Here is a 20,564-nt window from a genome sequence, read left to right as displayed (position 1 = left end):
AGAATCCGCGGCGCATCGCCCCCCGATGCGCCGGCACCGCCGCACGTCGCATTCTACAGTTAGCCCTGGGTGGCCGTTGCCGGCGCGTTCGCGCAAATGATGCTGGTGCACGTCCAAGTCTTGCTGTCATCAACCCCTTGGCCGACCCCGCGCGCACCGGCACTTTCCCCTCGCCCGCGCCCGCCTCGCCACCTCACCCCATGAGTGTCCCCGTTCAGAAACTCTCGTTCGTCGAGAAAGCTGGCTACAGCGCCGGCGACGCCGCCGCGAACTTCGTCTTCATGACGATGGTTCTGTTCCAGCTGAACTTCTACACGGATGTCTTCGGCCTCTCCGCCAACGCCGCCGCCGCCATCCTGCTCTGGCCGCGTCTGTGGGACGCCGTGTTCGATCCGATCATGGGCGTGCTCGCCGACCGCACGAACACCCGCTGGGGCAAGTTCCGCCCGTGGGTGCTCTGGACCGCCGGCCCGTGGGCCATCGTCATGGTCCTCGCCTACACCACGCCCGTCGGCTGGAGCACCGGCACGATGATCGCCTACGCGGGCATCACCAACACCGTGCTGATGACGCTCTACTCGATGAACAACATGCCCTACTCCGCCCTCGGCGGCGTGATGACGGGCGACCTCAACGAGCGCACCAAGCTCAACTCCTACCGCTTCGTCTCGGTCAACATCGCGCAGTTCATCGTCGGTGGCTTCACACTCCCGCTCGTCGCCAAGTTCGCCGAAGGGCACGACCGCCAGCACGGCTGGCAGGTCACGATGACGATCTGGGCTGCGCTCTGCCTCGTCCTCTTCCTCATCACGTTTCTCACGACGCGGGAGCGCATCAAGCCCGTCAACGCGACGAAAAGCTCTCCGAGGCAGGATTTCGCCGACCTGCTGAAAAACGGCCCGTGGATCGCCCTCGTCGCCTGCACCGTCTTCAACTTCGGCATGCTCGCCTACCGCGGCGGCGCGCACTACAACTTCTATCACCACTACGCCGACAAGGCCGCGATGTTCGACTTCGTCGAGAAACTCGGCCTCACCACGCCCGAGCTCGCGCGCGGCGCCGGCCTGCTCGACTTCCTCGGCTACATCGTCCACGGCACCCGCGAGACCGCGGCCACGTCGAACGTCGCCGACGTGTTCAATAGCATCGTCAACATGACCGGCACCGCGACGACGATCGTGTTCATCATCCTCTCCGCCGGACTCTCCGCGCGCTTCGGCAAGAAGGCCGTCATCTTCGCCGGCTTCGGCTTGGCCGCGCTCAACTCGTTCGCCTACTACCTGCTCTCGCCGACCAACACCTGGGGCATGCTCGCCCTCGCCGTGATCGGCTCGATCGTCTACGCGCCGACCATCGCCGTCGCCTGGGCGATGTATGCCGACGCCGCCGACTACTCCGAGTGGCAGACCGGTCGCCGCTTCACCGGCATGGTCTTCGCCACGATCGGCTTCTCGCTCAAGGCCGGCCTCGCGCTCGGCTCCGCCGCGTTCCTCTGGATCATGGCCGGCGCCTTCGGCTACGACACGAAGCTCCCGTCCGCTGCCAACGCCGTGCACGGCTACTTCGTTTCCTCGAGCCTCATCGTCGGTCTGCTCTTTGCCGGCGGCGCGATCTCCATCGCCTTCTGCAAGCTCAACAAGTCGCTCACGCTCCAGATGGCGTCCGAGCTCGCCGACCGACGCGCGAAAGCCGGCCTTTCCACCTGAGCCACGCGGGCCCCGCCCGCTTGCCGTTATGCTCCGTCTCGTGAAACTCTTCGCCGGCTTCGCGCTCGCGACCGCCTGCACACTGCACGCGGCTTCGGCAACCGCATCGCCCGCGCCACCGCACGTCGCGCCCAATCTCTTCGCCCAACTCCTCGGCAAATCGGAAGCCGAACTCGACGCGAAAATCGAAGCCGCCTGGCGTCAGCTATTCCACGGCAACGACGCCACCGAACGCGTCTACTATCCCGTCGGCGCCGACTCCGCCTACATCGCCGACATCGGCTCCGGCGACGTCCGCACCGAAGGCCTCTCCTACGGCATGATGATCGCCGTGCAGCTCGATCGTCACGACGAGTTCGACCGCCTTTGGACGTGGGCCAAACGCCACCTCCAACACCACGACGGCCCGCGCCGCGGCTACTTCGCCTGGCACGCGCGCTTCGACGGCACGCCGCTCGATCCCGGCTCCGCCAGCGACGGCGAGGAGTGGTTCGCCATGGCGCTCTTCTTCGCCGCCCACCGCTGGCAACTGCACGGACCGGGTCACTCCCCGCACGACTACGCCGCCGAAGCGCAATCACTCCTCTGCGAAATGCTCCACAAGCGCGCCACCGCCGAAGTCACGCCCATCTTCGACGCACACGAACGCCAGGTCGTCTTCGCCCCCACGCCGCGCGCCAGCGGCTTCACCGATCCGTCCTATCACTTGCCGGCCTACTACGAACTCTGGGCGCGCTGGTCCGACTCGGATGCCGATCGCCGCTTCTGGGCCGAGGCGGCGCAAACCAGCCGCGCCTTCTTCCGCCGCGCCGCCCACCCGCGCACCGGTCTCATGCCCGAATACGCGCACTTCGATGGCCGCCCGTTCACGGCTGACACCTTCGGCGCGGGCAAAGGCGATTTCCGTTTCGACGCCTGGCGCACGCTCGCGCACCTCGCGCTCGACCACGCGTGGTGGCGCGCCGATCCGTGGCAGCGCGACCAAAGCAACCGCGTCCTGCGCTTCCTCGCGCCGCACCTGCCGGACATGCCCAATCAATTCGCCCTCGACGGCACTCCGCTCTCCACCGAAACCTCCACCGGTCTCCTCGCCACCGCGGCCGTCGCCGGGCTCGCCGCCGATCCGGACGTCGCGCGTCCCTTCGTCAAACAACTCTGGAACACCCCGATTCCGTCCGGCCAATGGCGCTACTACGACGGGCTGCTCTACTTCCTCGCGCTCCTGCAAGCCGGCGGACGCTTCCAAGTCATCCCGCCGCCCACCCGATGAAATTTCTCCGCTTCGCCTCGTTCGCTCTCGTCATCCTCTCCGTCCTCATCGCGCGACCGCTCCGCGCCGAAGACGGCTACCGTCTCTGGTTGCGCTACGACCGCATCGAAGACGACACGCTGCGCACCGCCTACATCGCACAGCTCACCCATCTCCGGCTCGCCGCCACCTGCATTCAGGCCAACAGCCCCATCCTCGCCTCCGCGAAAACCGAACTGGAAACCGGGCTGCAAGGCCTCCTCGGCTTCGCGCCCAACATCGAAATTCTCACCGTCACCGGTCCGAGCCCCTCGTCCTCATCCGCGCCCACCGACGGTTACCAAATCGAAAGTTCCCGCCCCGACACCGTCGACATCTCCGCCGACACGGAAGCCGGCGTCCTCTACGGCGCCTTCGCCCTCCTCCGCGAGATTCAGCTCCGCCACTCGCTCGCCGACCTGCACCTCGCCAGCGCCCCGCGCATCGAGCATCGCCTCCTCAACCACTGGGACAACCTCGATCGCACCGTCGAGCGCGGCTACGCCGGTTTCTCCCTCTGGGAATGGTTCTATCTCCCCGAGATCCGTTCGCCGCGCTACCGCGACTACGCGCGTGCCCTCGCCTCGCTCGGCCTCAACGGCACCGTCCTCACCAACGTCAACGCCAACGCCCAGATCCTCACGCGTCCCTACCTCGAAAAAGTCGCCGCACTCGCCGAGGAATTCCGCCCTTGGGGCATCCGCGTTTACCTCACCGCGCGTTTCAGCGCGCCGATCGAGATCGGCGGCCTGAAAACCGCCGACCCACTCGATCCCGCCGTGGCCGCGTGGTGGCGCGACAAGACCAACGAAATCTACGCGCTCATCCCCGACTTCGGCGGCTTCCTCGTCAAAGCCAACTCCGAGGGCCAGCCCGGCCCGCAGGACTACGGCCGCACCCACGCCGAGGGCGCCAACCTTCTCGCCGACGCTCTCGCGCCGCACCACGGCATCCTCATCTGGCGCGCCTTCGTCTACTCGGCCGACAACCACGACGACCGCATCAAGCAGGCCGTCACCGAGTTCGCCCCGCTCGACGGCCAGTTCCGCGACAACGCCATCGTGCAAATCAAGAACGGCCCGCTCGACTTCTTCCCGCGCGAACCCTTCTCCCCGCTCTTCGGGCACATGCCCCGCACGCGCCTCGCGCTCGAATTGCAGATCACGCAGGAATACCTCGGCCACTCCGTCCAACTCGCCTACCTCGCCCCGCTATGGAAAGAGGCGCTCGACGCCGACACGTTCTCGAATGGCCCCGGCTCCACCGTCGCCCGCCTCGTCGACGGCAGCGTGAAGCGCCAGCATCCCACGGTCATCGCCGGCGTCGCCAACACCGGCACCGACCGCAACTGGACCGGCCATCTCCTCGCGCAGGCCAACTGGTATGCGTTCGGTCGCCTCGCGTGGGACCACACGCTCACCTCCGAGCAGATCGCCGACGAATGGACGCGCCTCGCTTTCGGCCACGACGCCGACGTCGTCGCCACGATCTCGCGCCTGCTCCTCGGTTCGCGCGAGACGGTCGTCAACTTCTCCATGCCGCTCGGCCTGCATCACATCATGGCCGAGGGCCACCACTACGGCCCCGGCCCGTGGGTCGCCGACCGCCCGCGCGCCGACTGGACCGCCGTTTACTACCACCGCGCCGACGCCAACGGCATCGGCGTCGACCGCACCGCCCGTGGCACCAACGCCCTCGGCCAATACGCGCCCGAATGGCAAAAACACTGGGGCGATCCCGCCACCTGTCCCGACAACCTCCTGCTCTGGTTTCACCGCCTGCCGTGGGATTTTCGCATGAAGTCCGGTCGTCCGCTCTGGGACGAACTCTGCCTGCGTTACCAGCAGGGCGTGGATGAAGTCCGCGCGATGCAGCGCGCGTGGGATTCGCTCCGCGGCCGCATCGACGACGAGCGCTTCGTCCACGTGCAACAGCGTCTCGCGCGCGAGGAGAAAGACGCGCGCGACTGGCGCGACGCGTGCCTGCTCTACTTCCAGCAATTCTCCCAACGTCCTCTGCCCACCGGCGTCGAGCCACCCGCGCACCCGCTCGAATTCTACCGGTCGATTCAGCTCAAGCACGTCCCGGGACATTACTGAGCGACCGCCGCCACTCGCGGTCGTTCACGCGCCAATCGCCGAATCGGCAGCGTGCAGCGCCCTGGGCTAAATTCTTCGCCCGCGCCGCCTTTTCGGAGTAATCCCGGCCGCGCGTTTCCCCAATCCATTACATCGACTCGACCATTCCTCCGATGTATTGCCTCCGCTCCGCTGCCACCCTCGTTCTGATCTCCTACCTGGCGCTCTCCAGCGCATCGCAGGTGCGCGCCGTGGTTGCCGGGCCGACCATCGCTTCGTTCACGGCGTCGCCATCCACGATCTCCGCCGGCGAAACCGCCACGCTTAGCTGGACCACGACCGATGTGACCAGCCTGACGGTCGACCACGGCGTCGGACCGGTGAACGGCTCCAGCGTCACCGTGAGTCCCGGCGCCACGACCATCTACACACTGACCGCGACGGGGCCGGGCGGCACGGCCACCTGCACGGCGGGCGTGGGTGTCGGCATCGGTTCCTATCTTTATCTCGACGCCTACACCGACGCGCTGCAAGGCGAGTGGCGCATCGCCAATTGGGGCGAGCCCGCCACCGATCTCGCGGCTCCCGCGCCGGAGCGCACGGGCAACGCCATCGAGACCACATTCACCTCCGGCTGGCAGGGCTTCAGCCTGGCCGACATCGGCGACTACTGGATGCATCTCACGCCGCATTATTTCGGCAACACGAAGCTCCTCGAATTCGACGTCTACTTCGTGGGCACGAGCGGCGCGGACGTCATCGAGTTCCTGCTCAACGACGCGGGTGTGCACAACACCGTCATGCTTGCCGATTTCATTCCGGGCTGGAACGCGATGACCACTGACCAGCGTTACGGTCACTGGCACCACGTCTCGATCCGTCTCGCCGATCTGCAACCGAACACCGCCAGTTTCTTCCGGTTCGTGCTCTTCAACCGCTCCTCGGACGAGCGGCCGCATTTCTTCCTCGATAACGTCCGGCTCGGCACGATCACTGACGTCCTCCCGCCGCAAATCGCCCTCGGCACGCCCACCGTCGACTACGACACGCTCGCGCTGCCGTTCACGACCGACGAAGCCGCGACCTACCAGATCGACTGGGGCTACGGTGACTACAGCCACACGTTCACCGGTCCTGCCGTCATCGCCAGCAGCCACGTCGCCGCCCTCACTGGCCTCACGCGCGGTGCCACGCTCCAATACCGCATCACGGTCACCGATCCCGCCGGCAACCAAGGCGTGCTCACCGGCTCCATTCCGATCGTCGATCCTCCGCCGCCGAGCGTAGCCGACGTTACGCTCACCGCCGATCCGGCGACGACGCGCCCGATCTCGCCCTGGATCTACGGCCTGAATTTCTACGAAAAATCCGCGCTCTTCCTGCGCCACCTCACTCTGAACCGCTTCGGCGGCAACCGCTGGACCGCCTACAACTGGGAGAACAACGCCTCCAACGCCGGCAACGACTGGTATTATCACAACGACGGTTACCTCTCCGATTCCGACACGCCCGGCGAAGCCGTCCGCAGCCTCCTCGCCGCCGACCGCACCCGCGGCAACGCCACGCTGCTCACCGTGCCGCTCCTCGGCTACGTCGCCGCCGATAAGAACGGCGACGACGTCACCGCCGTCACGCCACTCGCGACGCGCCTCGCCACGCGCTTCAAGCAGCTCGTCTACCAGAAGCCGATCGCCACCGCCGGCGCGTTCACGCTCACGCCACCGACGAACGACGCCTACGTCTACGCCGACGAATTCATCTGGGCGATGGACCAACTCGTCCCCGGCGGCATCTACACCGACCCCGCGCAACCCGTCTTCGTCAGCCTCGACAACGAGCCCGATCTCTGGGCCAGCACGCACGCGGAGATCGCGACCGCCCTGCCCACGCCCGATACGTTCATCGCGAATACCATCGCGCTCGCCAAATCCGTGAAGGACGTCGCGCCCACCGCCAAGATTTTCGGTCCCGCGCATTTCGGTTTCAGCGGCATGGTCGCGTGGGACCTCAACTACTCGTTCGGCGGCTCAAATTGGTTCGCCGACAAATACCTCCAAGACCTCAAGACCGCCTCCACGACCGCCGGCCGGCGGTTGCTCGATGTCTTCGACATCCATTGGTATTCGGAAGCCTACGTCGGCGGCACGCGCATCACGGGACTCGATTCCGACACGCTGACCGACGACCAAATCCAAGCGATCGTCCAAAGCCCGCGCAGCCTCTGGGACCCGACCTACACCGAGAACTCCTGGGTCGCCCAATGGCTCGCCGAACCGATCCGACTGCTCCCACGCCTGCAGGCCAAGATCGCCGCCGACTGGCCCGGCACCGACCTCGCCATCACCGAATGGAACAACGGCGGCACGCACCACATCGCCGGCGCGATCTCCGTCGCCGACACCCTCGGTGTCTACGGGCAACAAGGCGTCTTTGCCGCGACCTACTGGCCGATGAAGATCCCGACGAGCGCCGATTTCGACCTCGCGGGCTTCAAGATGTATCGCGACTTCGACGGCGCCAACGGCAGCTTCGGCGACACCGCGCTCGCGACGTCTTCGAGCAACACCGCCAAGGTCTCCGCCTACGTCAGCCGCGACTCTGCGCATCCCGAACGCTACGTCATCGTCGCGATCAACCGCACGAACAGCGCGCAAGCCGTCGGTTTCGCCGGTCTGCCGCTGACCGGGCACGCGCGGCTTTTCCGCCTCAATCGCGCCGCCAACACTCCGGCGGCCATCGGCACGCCGACGATCGACCTCACGCGCTGGATGGTCTCGTTGCCCAGCTACTCCATCACCACGATCGAACTCAGCGACACCGCCGCGTCCGACACCTACGCCGCTTGGCGTGTCGCCAACTTCTCCGGCAGCGATTTCAACTCCGACGCCGTCAGCGGCTCCGGCGCCGACCCCGATGGCGCGGGCCTGACGAACTTTGCGCGCTACGCCTTCGATTTGCCCGCACGTGGCGTCGCGAGCTGCGCCACGCCGGTCGCCAGCGTGATCTCCGGCTCGGAGCGTTACCTCACAATCACCTTCACCCGCCGACCGGACGGCACCGACGTCAGCTATTTCGTCGAAGGCAGCAGCGATCTCGCAAGCTGGAGCACGATTACCACCTTCCTCCCCGGTTCGCCAGGCTCCGTCACAGTCCAAGACACCGTGCCGCTGAACGGAGCCAACCCGCGCCGCTTCCTGCGCGTGCGCGCCGTCAGCCTGCCATGACCCTTGCGTCTCGCCTTCGTGCCTGCCTTCGCCGCCCTGCGTCCCTACTCCGCCAACTTCCGCTCGCGCTCCTCGTCGCCTCAGTGCTGACTCGAGTCAGCGCAATGGATCACTCCCCACCCGTGGCGGTTTTCGAATGGTGCGAGTATTTCGGCCACGATGCGGCGGCCACCGTGCCGCTGCCGACCGGACACTACCGCAATCCCATCCTTGCCGGCTTCTACCCCGACCCGAGCCTCTGCCGCGTCGGCGACGACTTCTACCTCGTCAACTCCACCTTCGCCTACTTCCCCGGCATCCCGATTTTCCACAGCCGCGATCTCGTGCACTGGAAGCAGCTGGGCCACGTCATCGACCGTCCCACGCAACTTCCCTACGCCGGCCTCGAAGTCTCGCACGGCATTTTCGCTCCGGCCATCAGCCACCATCGCGGGACATTCTACGTGATCTGCACCATGGTCGACGGCGGCGGCAATTTTCTCGTCACCGCCGCCGATCCCGCCGGGCCGTGGTCCGATCCCGTCTGGCTCGGCTTCGAAGGCATCGATCCGTCGCTTTTCTTCGACGACGACGGTCGCGCCTGGATCGTCAACAACGGCGAACCCGCCGGCCCGTCGCGCTACGACGGACACCGCGACATCTGGATCCAGGAATTCGATCTCTCCGCAAAGAAGCTCGTCGGTCCGCGCCGCGTGCTCGTCGACCGCGGCACCGTTCCCGAGCAGAATCCCGTTTGGATCGAAGGCCCGCACCTCTTCAAGCGCGGCGAGTGGTATTACCTCATGTGCGCCGAAGGCGGCACGGCCGAGGGCCACACCGAAGTCATCTTTCGCGGTCGCGCCCCAACCGGCCCTTTCACACCTTGGGAGCAAAATCCCATCCTCACCCAACGCGACCTTCCACCCGGTCGCACCAACGCGGTGACCTCGACCGGCCACGCCGACCTCGTGCAACTCGCCGACGGGTCGTGGTGGTCCGCCTTCCTCGGTTGCCGCCCCTACGACACCGCTTCGCTCCTCTATGCGACCGGCCGCGAGACATTCCTGTTGCCCGTGCGCTGGACCGACGACGCCTGGCCCGTGATCCTGCCGCCCGGCGAGTCTGTGCCATTGATCGCAAAAGCGCCGCAGCTCCCCGCCGCAACCTCGCCGATCCCGCTCGCTGGCAACTTCACCGTCCGCGACACCTTCGCCACCGCCGCGCTCGCACCCACGTGGGTCGGCCTGCGCACGCCGCCCGCCGAATTCGCGAGCCTCAGCGCCCAACCCGGCGCGCTCACGCTCACTGCGCGATCCGACGATCTGCGCGGACGCGGCCACCCGGCCTTCCTCGCACGCCGCGTGCAACACGCCGAGTTCACCTTCACCGCATCGATGCACCCGCCAACGGCTGCAGGCGTCACCGCAGGAATCGCCGCGTTCCAGAATGAACGCTGCCACTTTTTTCTCGGTATCCGTCGGGTCGGTGAAAGCTCGGAACTCTTTCTCGAACGCGCCGACAACAGCACCGCCACGGTGATCGCGCGCGCGGTCCTGCCGCCGACCGATTCGCTCAGCCTCCGGATCGAATGCCGCGGCGGTCACTGCAACTTCTCCTACGCGACCGGTGCCACCACGTGGCACACGCTCGCGGCCGACCTCGACGCCTCGCTTCTCACCACCCGAGTCGCCGGCGGCTTCGTCGGCGCAATGGTCGGTCTGCACGCGCGCCTCGAGGAGCGCTGATCATTGCCCGCGCCGCCGCCCGAGCTGCGGCCTCACGCCCCGTCAGAACCCGATGCTCGCGCCGCCGTCGACCGGCAACGTCACGCCGGTGACGAACTTCGCCGCGGGGGACGCCAGATAGACTGCCGCCCAGCCGATGTCTTCCGGTTGTCCCATGCTGCCCATCGGGGTGCGGTCGAAAATCTTCGCTTTGCGTGCGGGGTCACCGTCGAGCGCCTTGCGCGACATCTCCGTTTCGATCCAACCCGGCGCGATGCAGTTCACTCGCACGCCATGCGCGGCGAATTCGGTCGAGTAACCTTTCACCATTCCGACCATCGCCGTCTTCGCCGCCGTGTAGGCGATCACGAGCGGAATGCCGAAGATCGAAGCCATCGAACCGGTGAAGAGAACTGTGCCGTGCTTCCGCTCGATCATGCCGGGCGCCACCGCGCGCGTGAGCGCATGCGCGCCGACGAGGTGGGTGTTGAGCACCTTCTGGAATTCTTCGGGCGTCGTCTCGACGGCGGTCTTTTTCAGGTGGATGCCCGCGTTGTTCACGAGGCACGTGATCGGACCGACGTCGCGCGTCACGCGCTCGACCAACCCGGCCGCCCCCGCGAAATCCGTCACGTCGTATGCGAAGGCAAAAGCGCCCGTCCCGAGCGACGCCACCGCCGCTTGCAGCTCGGCTTCACGCCGCCCCACGAGCACCACGCGTGCACCCGCGCCGTGCATCGCGCGCGCCATGGCGAGACCGATGCCCGTGCCGCCACCGGTGATGAGCGCGGTTTCACTGCGCAGAGAGAAAGCTTCGTCGGATTTCATCGATCGAGAGCTTGGAGGCCCGCCTTGAGATAGCCCATCGCAAAAGCCATGCCGGCGTGCCACGGCGCGGCGCAGCTCATCTGCGGCGCGTGGTCGGGGATGACGACGCCGGCGAAGCCGTTCCGTTTCAGGATCGCGAGCACGCGGAGCACGTCGACCTCGCCATCGTCGATGAATGTCTCCTTGTAGTGCGGGACCTTGTCGCGGACGTTGCGCAGGTGCACGTAGCCGAGCCGGTTCTGCCGGCTGTAGCGGTCGACCACGTCGTAGATGTCGCCCTCGGTCATTTCGGCCAGCGAACCGACGCAGAACTCGAGCGCGTTCGCCGGACTCGGATTGAGGTTGATCGCCTTCTGGTAGAGCGACGGCTGATAGACGAGGCGCGGCTGGCCGCGGATGAACGGCATCGGAGGATCGTCCGGGTGCAGCGCCATGCGCACGCCCGCCTTCTCCGCCACGGGGAACACCTCGTCAGCGAAGCGCTTGAAGCGGTCCCAGAGCTGGTCGTGCGTCGCCGGCGGGATCGTGCCCGTGTCGCGCGCCGGCGCCGTGGGATCGACCACCATGTTCCAGACGAGTCCGTTGGGCATCGGAAGGTCGTAGGGGCCTTCCATGCCGACCGCCGGCGCGCCGCCGCGGGCGTATTTGCCCTTGGTGCGCCCGGCGACGCCGGCGATGGAGAAATTGTAGCCGAAGATCGGGATGCCCGCCTCGCCCACGCGGCGGATGATCGTCTTCACGTTTTCGATGTGCTCCGCGCGGCGCGGGCCGTCGATCAGGATGTCGCCCCAGTGCGCCGGATCGAAGTTCTCGATCGCCTCGAGCACCAGGCCCTCGGCCTCGACCTGGCGCCGCAGTGCGACGAGCTCCTCGCGTGTCCAGAGTTTTTCGGGATCGCCGGCGAGGCCCCAGCCCCAGTCAGTGCCGGTGGGCTGGTCGTCGGGACCGACGTGCGCGCCGCCGCGGAAATAGTCGACCAGATGAGCGACGATGTGGGTGGCTCCCGCCTGCTTCGCGAAGGCGAAGTTCTCCGGCGTGAGCATGTGTCTGTAGAGACCGAAACCGAGTTTCATGAAAATCAGGGGGCCGCGTGCGGGCTCTCCGGGGGACCGAGGTAGCTCGGACGCACACCACCCGTGTCGACTACGATGCGCTGCAACACGACGGCCGGCGTCACGCACCAGATCTTCAGCACATGCGGGCCGGGCTGTGCCACCGCGACCTTCGTCGTGATCTTGCGCACGGCATCGGAAACTGACCGCTGCCATTCCTGGTGCGTCGCGGTGAGCGCGAGCGGCACCGTTTGCGGCGGCTGATCGTCGAGCGAAACGGCCAGCTCCAGCCGCTCCCCCGGTTGAAAGTCGAACGTCGGCGCACAGGTCAACTCGACCTTGAATTCACCGGTCGAGCGGAAGACGACATCGTATTCCAAGCGCGCGCCATTTCCGGTCGGCGGACTGCGCGGCACGGTGACCGGGAAAACGGTGACACCTCCCACCGTGCGACCGAAACCGGCGAGCGTTTTCCACTCTGTGCCCGCAGCGGCAATCGCGCGCTGATAATGCGGTGCCTCGATGGCGACGTGCCCGTCCACCTCGACGAATCCGCTGCCGGCCACCGGCCGATTATCCACCGGCACGATCACGGCGAGCGGCACAGCGTCGGCGCCATCACTGCGCACCGTGAGCTTCGCCTCGTGCCATCCCGTCGGCGCGGCGCTCCAATCCACGGCGATCTCGACGCGCGTGTCGGCCCCGAGCTCTCCGCTCGTCGCGCTCAACTTGATCCACGGCTCGCTCGCTTCGATCGTGAAACGCACCGGCGTGGCACCGCGATTGAACAGATCGAGCCAGCGCGACGGCGGACCGAGCGGCATGAGCGGCGGAAGTTTCGCCACCGCCGGAATGGGATAATCGCCCGGACGCGCCAGCGGATCGCCCTCGACCGCGAGTCCGAGTGCGCCGCGCGCAGCCACGTGCACCTCGGTCACGGCCGGCATCGCGTTCGTCGTGGGCTGTTGCCAGTAAGTATAGCCGAGATGCGTCTGGTCCATCATGTGGCGCCACTTGCCGTCGAGCATCGCATCCCACCGTGCCGTGAGCGCGGCATCGGCGGCGAACAGCTCGCGCGCTTGCCGGTCCAGCAGATTCGTCGAGGCGCGCCCTTGGACCGCGTAGAGCCGATTTCGGCCGACCGTGAGGTAGAGTTCGTTCACGATGCGACAGGCTTCGATCGGATGCAGGACGAGTTGGCGAAAAGCCGCGCGCGCTTCCGTCGGCAACGCCTTCTCAACCTGCTGCGCGCTCTGCTCAAGCATCCGCCACTCGGCGAGCACACCCTCCGCTTCACGGTAGTTGACGACGCTGAACGTCTCCGGCGTGAGCAGCTCGGGTTTGCGACGATGATTCAGTTTCGTGTAGCCGTTGATCAGCGCGGCGATCTCGGTCGCGTGGTCTCCGCCGAATTGCCGCGCGGCCCACGCGCGCGACCAGGCGTCGAGCTGTTCGTAGGCGATCGCCTCCGGGCGCCAGGCGTAGCTCAGAAAAAACTCGATCGGAAACTCCATCGGCTTCAAATCGCCGACGTTCACGATCCAGATGCGGTCCGCGCCGTAGGCATGCGCCAGGTGCATTTGCTCCCAGATCTTCGTCAGCGGAATCGTGTTCAGCCATTTGTAGTTTCGCGGATCTCCGACGTAATCGAAGTGGTAGTAGACGCCGGCGCCGCCCTTCCGCGCGCGCTCGTCCGCCGTCGGCAGGCGGCGGAGGTTGCCCCAGTTGTCGTCGCACCAGAGCAGCGTGACGTCGTCCGGCACGCGCATGCCGTGCTCGTAGTAGGCCTGCACTTCCTTGTAGAGCGCCCAGAGCTGCGGCACCTGCTCCGGCGCGCGGCCGGTCTCGCGGCGCAGGATCTCGCGTTGGTCGGCGACGATCTTCTCCAGCAGCGCGACGTTGGTGTCCTCCGACATCGCCTCATCGCCGTCGCCGCGCATGCCGATGGTCACGAGGCTCTCGAAGTCGCGGTTGCGGCGGATGCCGTCAGCCCAGAACTGCCGCAGCGCCTCGCCGTTCTTCGCGTAGTCCCACGCACCGCTGCCATGGCGTTTCCATTCCTGCTGCGATCGGATCATCGGCTCGTGGTGCGAGGTGCCCATGACGATGCCGTATTCGTCCGCGAGGCGCGGATTCTCCGGATCGTCCTCGTTGAAGGCGTTGTTCCACATCGCCGGCCAGAGGTAGTTGCCGCGAAGGCGGAGGATCAGCTCGAACACGTGGCCGTAGAATTCGCGGTTCAACCCGCCGAACTTCTCCTTCGCCCAGCCGGTCAGCGCAGGCGCCTCGTCGTTAAGGAAGATGCCGCGATATTTCACCGTCGGTCCCGGCTCGACGTGGCGCCCCGGTGCAACTGAAAGCGTCGTGTGCCGCGCGACGGGCACGTCGGCCCACCAATACCACGGCGACACGCCGATGCGCGCGGAGAGCTCGTAGAGGCCGTAGATCGTGCCGCGCTTGTCGCTGCCGGCGACGACCAGTGCGCGGGCGACGCCGGGCAAGGGATTTTCCACGACTTCGAGCTGGAACGCCTCCCAACGCCCGTGGATCGCACTGACGTCGAGTTTGTCGCGCGCAACGAGTCCGTCGATCAGCGCGCTTTTTCCCACGGTGCCGATCAGCACGACATCGCCGCCGGCGGGCGCCTCGCTCGAAAGCATCGGCGCGCGGCCTGTCACGCGTTCGAGATCGGCGCGCAAATCGCCCGCGGCGCGGCGCACGCCGGACCAGTCGGTCGCGTCTACGAACAGCGGTGCAAGGCGGCCGTCGCGCGCCAGCGCGAAGTGCTCGGCGACCGGTTGGGTTTCGATCCCGGCGGGTGCGCTCGCCCAGAGGCGCGCCGACCCGAGCAGCACCGCGACGAATGCCAGCAATCGCGGCCCCGTCCTGGTCATGACCGCGGCTCCGACATCGCGGCGCGAAGTTCGCTGAAAGTCAGGAACACGCAGCCCTGCCGGCGGAGTTCCTGCAGGATCGCGGGCAGCTGCTCACGCGTCTCGGCGCGCCATTCGTGGCAAAGGATCACCGCGCCATCGCGCACGTCGGTCGTGGCCAGCCGGTAGATCGCGGCGGCGTCGACATTCCGATCGTAGTCCTGCGTCACCACGATCTGAGCCGGTTCGTAGATCGTGATGCCGCCGCGCTGCACGGCGGCGCGGACACGCTCGTCGATCTCCAGGAAAGGCGGCCAATACCAGCGCGGCGCGATTCCAGTCGTGCGCGTCAGGAGCTGCTGCGCCGCCGCGACCTCGCGGTCGAGCGCGGCATCGTCGATCTCGCGCGCGTGCGCGTGGGTTTGCGAGTGGTTCGCGACCTCGTGTCCGGCAGCAGCGATGGCGCGCGCGGTTTCGGGGTGTTCGGCGACGCGGTCGCCCACGAGAGCGAAAGTGACGCGGATTCTCTCGCGGCCCAGCAATTCGAGGAGCGGTCCGGCATCGGTCGGCACCGGGCCGTCGTCGAACACGAACGCGACGCGTTTTCCGGCGCCCGCCGCGACCGGCACGAACGCGGCGAAGCCGACGGCGAGGCACAGCGGGAGGAGCGCGCAAACATTCACGGTGCCTCAGCGATAGCGGTAAAGCTTCACGCGTTGGAGCGAAAAGCGGCCGGGCTCGAGGCGCACGTGCCGGCCTTGGTGAGTCTGGTCGCCGTTGAGCCAGCGGAGGTGCTTCCACTCGCCGTTTTCGTAGCGGCCCTCGGCGCAGCTCAGGATACCCGCCTGTTGGCCCGGCTCGGTCGAAGCGAACGTGATCGTCAGCCCGATGCCGGCGAAAAGAAATTCGTCGTCACCCAGCGCGATCAGCAGTCCGCCCGCCGGGGCGGCGCCGGCGCGTCCGCCGGCGGCGAGCGCGGAGTTCTCCGCGCCGATCACGACGGCGAGACCGTCAGCCAACTGGGGCGGCGCGGCGCGCTCGAACGAAGCGCGCAGGATCCATTTTCCCATCCGCACCTGCTGGGGCTGCTTGCTCTCGGCGCTTTCCTGAATGAAGCCGGCCATGAGACCGCGACCCTGTTTCTCCGCGATCAGCGGAGCGAGTTGGCGCACGAGATCGAAGCTCGCGGCCAGATAGCCGGCGGCCGGCTCGGTGTTGGATTCGATCGCGAACGGCGAGAAGCCGATGGCATCGAGCTGGCCGAAGGCGTAGAGCGCATTCACCGCGGCTTCGGGTGCGCGCAGCGCCTCGGGAATGAACAGCGGGTTGCCGCTGCGCGTGTAGGCCTGCGCCCAGTAACTGAAATTCTGGAAGTAGATATCCGGCGCGAGAAAATCGAGCGCCGGCGCGGCGGCGCGCCAGACGTCGATCAGGTGCGGCAGCGGCCCCGCGCTCGGATACTGACCGGGCTGATAACCGGGCCGGATGAGCGCGGCGTTGGCGAACATCGGGAGCGGCAACTCGGCTTTGCCCGCCGTCGCGACCGTCTGCACGTAGAGCGCGAAGTGCCACGCCATGAAAATCTCCTCGCCCGCCGGCGTGGCGCCGAAGACTTCCGCCCAAGTGCCGGAGGTCTTCGCGCCGGCGGCAGTCCAAGTCGCGAGCAGCTCCGGGGCGAGCGCGGCGCGGTTCTTCGTCAGGTAGTCCAGCAACGCCGGCGGCGCGGGCGCGGCGAACGCCTTTTCCGCCTCCGGGCTCCGATCGCGCGCCTCGGGGATCATGCCGATTTCGTTTTCAACCTGCACCATGACGACCGTGTGTTGCGGGTCGTCGGTTTTCAGGTGGCGCATCAGGGCTGAGAAAGCCCGCGCATCCGCCTCGCGATTGGCCGCGTGGAACGGCGAGAGGATTTCGAGGCCGCGGCCGGCGGAGTCCTGCGCGCGCGGGAAGCGCGTCGGGTCGGCCTTCACCCAAGCGGGCGCGTAGCAGGACATGCTGTTCTTCCAGGAACCGAACCACAGCAGCACCAGGCGCATGTCATGCGCCTGAGCGGCGGTGAGCAGGCCGTCGACGGTGGCGAAGTCGAATTTCCCCTCCTGCGGTTCAATCAAATCCCAGGAGACCGGCGCGACGACGGTGTTGAGATTCATGGCCGTCAATTTCGGCCAGAACGGGCGCAAGTAGTCCGGCTCGCCGCTGGAATTGCCCAGTTCGCCGCCACGCACGAGAAACGGTGCGCCGTCGACGATCAGCTGCTTCGCCGCGCCCTGCGCACGAAGATGCGGGAGCTCGCCGGCGAAGAGCGGTGCGGCCAGCGCCAGCGCGGCGGCCAGCAGCGGGAGTTTTACGGAGACGCGGAGCTGGCGGTGCATGCGGCTTAACTCAGCTGGAGCGCCGCAGTCACCGGTGCCGGCGCGCCGAGGGCCTGCGCCCGAGGGCCGGGTGACGCCGGGCCGACGAGAATCCGGTAGGACCCCGGACACCAGACGCGCTCGCCCTGCTCGTTCACGAGACGCAGCGCGTCCGACGACAGCTGGAACGCGACTTCAGCGGACGCGTGCGGCGCGAGCTCGACCTTCGCGAACTCGACCAACACTGCCCGCGGCGTATCCGGCGTGAACTCCGGCGGCAGCAGGTAGCACTGCACGGTCTCCTTCGTTTGCAGCGCGCTCGTGTTCCGCACGGTGGCGCGCACCTCGAGCGTCTCGCCGCCCTTCAGCTCGGACCGCGAGAGCGCGAGCGACGCGTAGACGATCTTGGCATAACCGAGACCGAAGCCGAAGGGATACAGCGGCTCGACCGTCGCGAAGCGATAGGTGCGCCCGCGCATCGAGTAATCGTTGAACGCCGGCAAATCGGCGGTGGCGCGCGGCACCGTCACCGGGAGACGGCCGGACGGCGCGACGTCGCCGAAGAGCACATCGGCGAGTGCGGCGCCGCCTTCGCAGCCTGCATACCACGCGTAGATGACGGCGTCGGCGAGCTCGTGCTCCTCGGGGATGGCAATCGCGCTGCCGCCGGTGAGCACGAGGATGAGTTTCTTGGAGTTGGCGCGAAGTTCCTGGAGGAATTTGCGCTGGTTCTCCGGCAACTCGATGCGAACACGGTCGCCGCCGACGGGGGATGCGACCGTGTCGCCCTCCTCGCCTTCCAAGGTCGGGTCGAGACCGAGCACGGCGACGACGACGTCGGACATCGCCGCGGCACCGAAGGTGTAATTCACGCCGGGCGCGCCGTCCTGCGAGATCGGGCAGCCCGGGCGATATTTCACGCGGCAACCTTCCGGCGTGCGTGCGACGAGGCCTTCCATGAAAGTGACGATGCGCGAGCTGATGCCGTAGTAATTGCCGAGCATCGCACCGACGTTCGCGGCGGTCGGGCCGACGACGAGCAGGCTGCGGGGACACGCGGGCAGCGGGAGCAAATTGTCCTGGTTCTTGAGCAGGACGAAGGACTCCGCGGCGGCGCGGCGCGCAAGCGCACGGTGCGGCGCGGAGTCGATGACGCTCTCGGGAATGCTCGTGTAGGCGACCGTCTCGGCGGGATCGAACATCCCGAGCTTGAACCTCGTGGCGAGCAGGCGGCCCAGCGCCGTGTCGATTTCCGCCTCGGTGATCTGGCCGTGGCGCACCGCGAGGATGAGGTCGTTGTAGGTGCAGCCGCAATTGAGGTCGCAGCCGTTGCGCACGGCGAGCGCCGCGGAGGCGGCGGAATCCGGCGTGACCTTGTGGTGGCGATGGAAGTCGTCGATCGCGCCGCAATCGCTGACGACATGCCCGCGAAAACCCCAACGCTGACGGAGCATTTCCCCGAGCAGGAACCGGCTGGCGCACGCCGGCTCGCCAAACACGCGATTGTAGGCGCCCATCACCGCCTCGACGCCGCCGCGCACGAGTTTCTCGAACGCGGGCAGATAGGTCTCGTGCAGGTCTTTCGGCGTGGGGCGCGCGTCGAATTCGTGGCGTTCGTGCTCGGGACCGGAGTGGACGGCGAAGTGCTTGGCGCACGCGGCGACCTTTAGATAGCGCGTGTCGTTCCCTTGCAGGCCGCGCACGGTCATGAGGCCGAGCTCACCGGTCAGGTAGGGATCTTCGCCGTAGGTTTCCTGCCCGCGGCCCCAGCGCGGATCGCGAAAGATGTTAATGTTCGGCGTCCAAAACGTGAGACCTTGGTATTGCTGGCCGTGCAACCCGGCGCGGGCCGCGGCGTGGTGCTTGGCACGCGCCTCGTCGGAGACGGCGGTGGCGATCTGGTAGATCAGCTCGCGATTCCAGGTCGCGGCCTGCGCGATCACCTGCGGGAAGACCGTCGCGCGGCCGTTGCGGCCGACGCCGTGGCAGGCCTCGCTCCACCAGTTGTAGGCGGGCAGGCCGAGGCGTTCGATCGGGCCGTTCTCGTGGCCGAGCGCGTTGATTTTTTCCTCGAGCGTCAGACGGCCGATGAGGTCGGCGACGCGCGCGGCGAGCGGCACAGACGGATCGAGGTAAGGTTGGGGAGCCACGGGCATCGAAATGCTCATAGAAATTCGTCAGGGAGAAAAGAGATTAGGAGCAAGCGCTTCGCCGAGGCGCGCGTAGCCCGCCGGGGAAAGATGGAGGTGATCGCCGCTGTCGAACTCCGGCCGGAGGCGCGTCGGGCGCTCCGGATCGCGGACTGCGACGTCGAAGTCGGCCACCGCATCGAACGCGCCGCTGTGGCGGATCCACTCGTTGATCTTCTGGCGGTCGGCTTCGCCGTCGGGCGTCCAATAGAAATCCGCGCCTTGATAGGGCGTGATCGTCGCGCCGACGACGCGGAGATTGCGGCTGTGCGCACGAGTGATCACCTGTTGGTAACCGGCGACCAGGTCGGAAATGGACGCAAACTCGCGGTGCTCCTTGCGTGCGCTGACGCGACCGCCGAGATCGTTGATGCCGGCGAAAACGAGCAGCCAGCGCACGCCGCTTTGGGCGAGGACGTCGCGATCGAATCGTGCGAGGATGTTCGGGCCGATGCCGCCGCGCACGAGGGCGTTGCCACCGATGCCGAGATTGAGCACGCCGAGCGGAGGCAGACCGGGCTGCGCCTGGTAGCGGCGCACGAACTCGTCGGGCCAGCGATTGTTGGCGTCGGTCGTGGTGCCGCGTCCGTCGGTGATCGAGTCGCCGAGGATGGCGAGCGCGGAGGTTGCGGGCGCGTCGACGAGCACGTCGAGACCGTTGATGAAATACCAGCGCTCGACCTTCCGCGCGTCGGGCAGCGTCACGGTGGCGAGTGCGTCGCCCGGTTGCAGGAACGACGTGGTGCGCGAGCCCGGGTGGGCGGTGAGCGTATCGGGGAGCTCCGCGGCGAAGTGAATCGAGATCGAGACGTCGGCTTGCGGCGGGAGCGGGAAATCGAGCGGGTCCGACACGAGCGGAGCGCCGGCGGGAATCGTCACCGCGTCCTGTCCGGCGAATTTCACGGCGCGATCGGTGCCGGGTTGGATGGCGCCGCCGGGCGCGGCGAGCGCGAGGTGCACACCGGCGAGGCGGAGCGGCGTGGCGCCGAACGCATTCGAGAGGCGCAAGCGCACCGTGCGGCCGCCGAGCGAAATGTGGATGTTTTGGCGGAAGGTCGCGGCGGCCAGCGTGGGCGTGTCCTGGCCCGGCCGCTCGGGAATCGGGGCGGTGGCCCAGGTGCCGATCCAGCGCGGCTCGGCGTGCGTCGCCACCGCGAATGGCCACAGGACGCAGCCAACGAAAAGCCAGAGAGCAAGGCGGCGGCTTTTCGCGAGGGCGGACATGGCGGGTGATCGGCGGCTGGCGCCGCGGGTGGAGGGAGTTTCCGGGAG

The 20,564-nt window shown here is 67.2% G+C and carries 12 protein-coding genes; 5 read left to right on the top strand and 7 right to left on the bottom strand.

Annotated features, from left to right (window positions below):
* Window positions 1-200: 200 nt before the first annotated feature.
* From KF715_21260 to KF715_21240, 5 genes are all read left to right on the top strand, one after another.
* Window positions 201-1,706 carry an MFS transporter gene (locus tag KF715_21260; protein ID MBX3739230.1) on the top strand — a complete coding sequence of 502 codons (1,506 nt, stop codon included), beginning with the start codon at window positions 201-203 and terminating at the stop codon, window positions 1,704-1,706.
* A 28-nt stretch (window positions 1,707-1,734) separates the two neighbouring features.
* The gene (locus KF715_21255) at window positions 1,735-2,976 is read left to right on the top strand and encodes a glycoside hydrolase (protein ID MBX3739229.1); all 1,242 of its coding nucleotides are present in this window, start codon (window positions 1,735-1,737) and stop codon (window positions 2,974-2,976) included.
* Entirely contained in the window at window positions 2,973-5,093 is a 2,121-nt protein-coding gene (locus KF715_21250) for an alpha-glucuronidase (protein MBX3739228.1), read from the top strand. Before KF715_21255 ends, KF715_21250 begins: the two co-directional genes overlap by 4 nt.
* Before the next feature lie 152 nt (window positions 5,094-5,245).
* Window positions 5,246-8,296 (top strand): hypothetical protein, encoded by a 3,051-nt coding sequence (locus tag KF715_21245; protein ID MBX3739227.1) that lies wholly within the window; start codon window positions 5,246-5,248, stop codon window positions 8,294-8,296.
* Between the two features lie 104 nt (window positions 8,297-8,400).
* Window positions 8,401-10,020 (top strand): glycoside hydrolase family 43 protein, encoded by a 1,620-nt coding sequence (locus tag KF715_21240; protein ID MBX3739226.1) that lies wholly within the window; start codon window positions 8,401-8,403, stop codon window positions 10,018-10,020.
* 42 nt (window positions 10,021-10,062) lie between these two features.
* Here KF715_21240 and KF715_21235 read toward each other — a convergent pair whose 3' ends face one another.
* The 7 genes from KF715_21235 to KF715_21205 are packed head-to-tail and all read right to left on the bottom strand — an operon-like array spanning window position 10,063 to window position 20,516.
* The gene (locus tag KF715_21235) at window positions 10,063-10,827 is read right to left on the bottom strand and encodes an SDR family oxidoreductase (protein ID MBX3739225.1); all 765 of its coding nucleotides are present in this window, start codon (window positions 10,825-10,827) and stop codon (window positions 10,063-10,065) included.
* Window positions 10,824-11,900, bottom strand: coding sequence for a mannonate dehydratase (locus KF715_21230; GenBank protein MBX3739224.1), 1,077 nt, complete (start codon window positions 11,898-11,900; stop codon window positions 10,824-10,826). The genes KF715_21235 and KF715_21230 overlap by 4 nt, the downstream gene beginning before the upstream one ends.
* A gap of 5 nt (window positions 11,901-11,905) precedes the next feature.
* Window positions 11,906-14,773 carry a glycosyl hydrolase 115 family protein gene (locus KF715_21225; protein MBX3739223.1) on the bottom strand — a complete coding sequence of 956 codons (2,868 nt, stop codon included), beginning with the start codon at window positions 14,771-14,773 and terminating at the stop codon, window positions 11,906-11,908.
* On the bottom strand, window positions 14,770-15,435 hold the full coding sequence (locus tag KF715_21220) for a polysaccharide deacetylase family protein (protein MBX3739222.1): 666 nt from the start codon (window positions 15,433-15,435) through the stop codon (window positions 14,770-14,772). The genes KF715_21225 and KF715_21220 overlap by 4 nt, the downstream gene beginning before the upstream one ends.
* A gap of 6 nt (window positions 15,436-15,441) precedes the next feature.
* Window positions 15,442-17,124, bottom strand: a complete 1,683-nt coding sequence (locus tag KF715_21215) for a DUF5597 domain-containing protein (GenBank protein ID MBX3739221.1) — start codon at window positions 17,122-17,124, stop codon at window positions 15,442-15,444.
* Between the two features lie 5 nt (window positions 17,125-17,129).
* On the bottom strand, window positions 17,130-19,271 hold the full coding sequence (locus KF715_21210; protein MBX3739220.1) for a glycoside hydrolase family 3 C-terminal domain-containing protein: 2,142 nt from the start codon (window positions 19,269-19,271) through the stop codon (window positions 17,130-17,132).
* Window positions 19,272-19,280: 9 nt separating this feature from the next.
* Window positions 19,281-20,516, bottom strand: a complete 1,236-nt coding sequence (locus KF715_21205; protein ID MBX3739219.1) for an SGNH/GDSL hydrolase family protein — start codon at window positions 20,514-20,516, stop codon at window positions 19,281-19,283.
* Between the last annotated feature and the right edge of the window lie 48 nt (window positions 20,517-20,564).

It is taken from the genome of Candidatus Didemnitutus sp. (genome assembly GCA_019634575.1).
Lineage (GTDB): Bacteria > Verrucomicrobiota > Verrucomicrobiia > Opitutales > Opitutaceae > Didemnitutus.
Note: the sequence above shows the minus strand (reverse complement) of the source record. Positions and strands in the feature narration are given on the sequence as shown.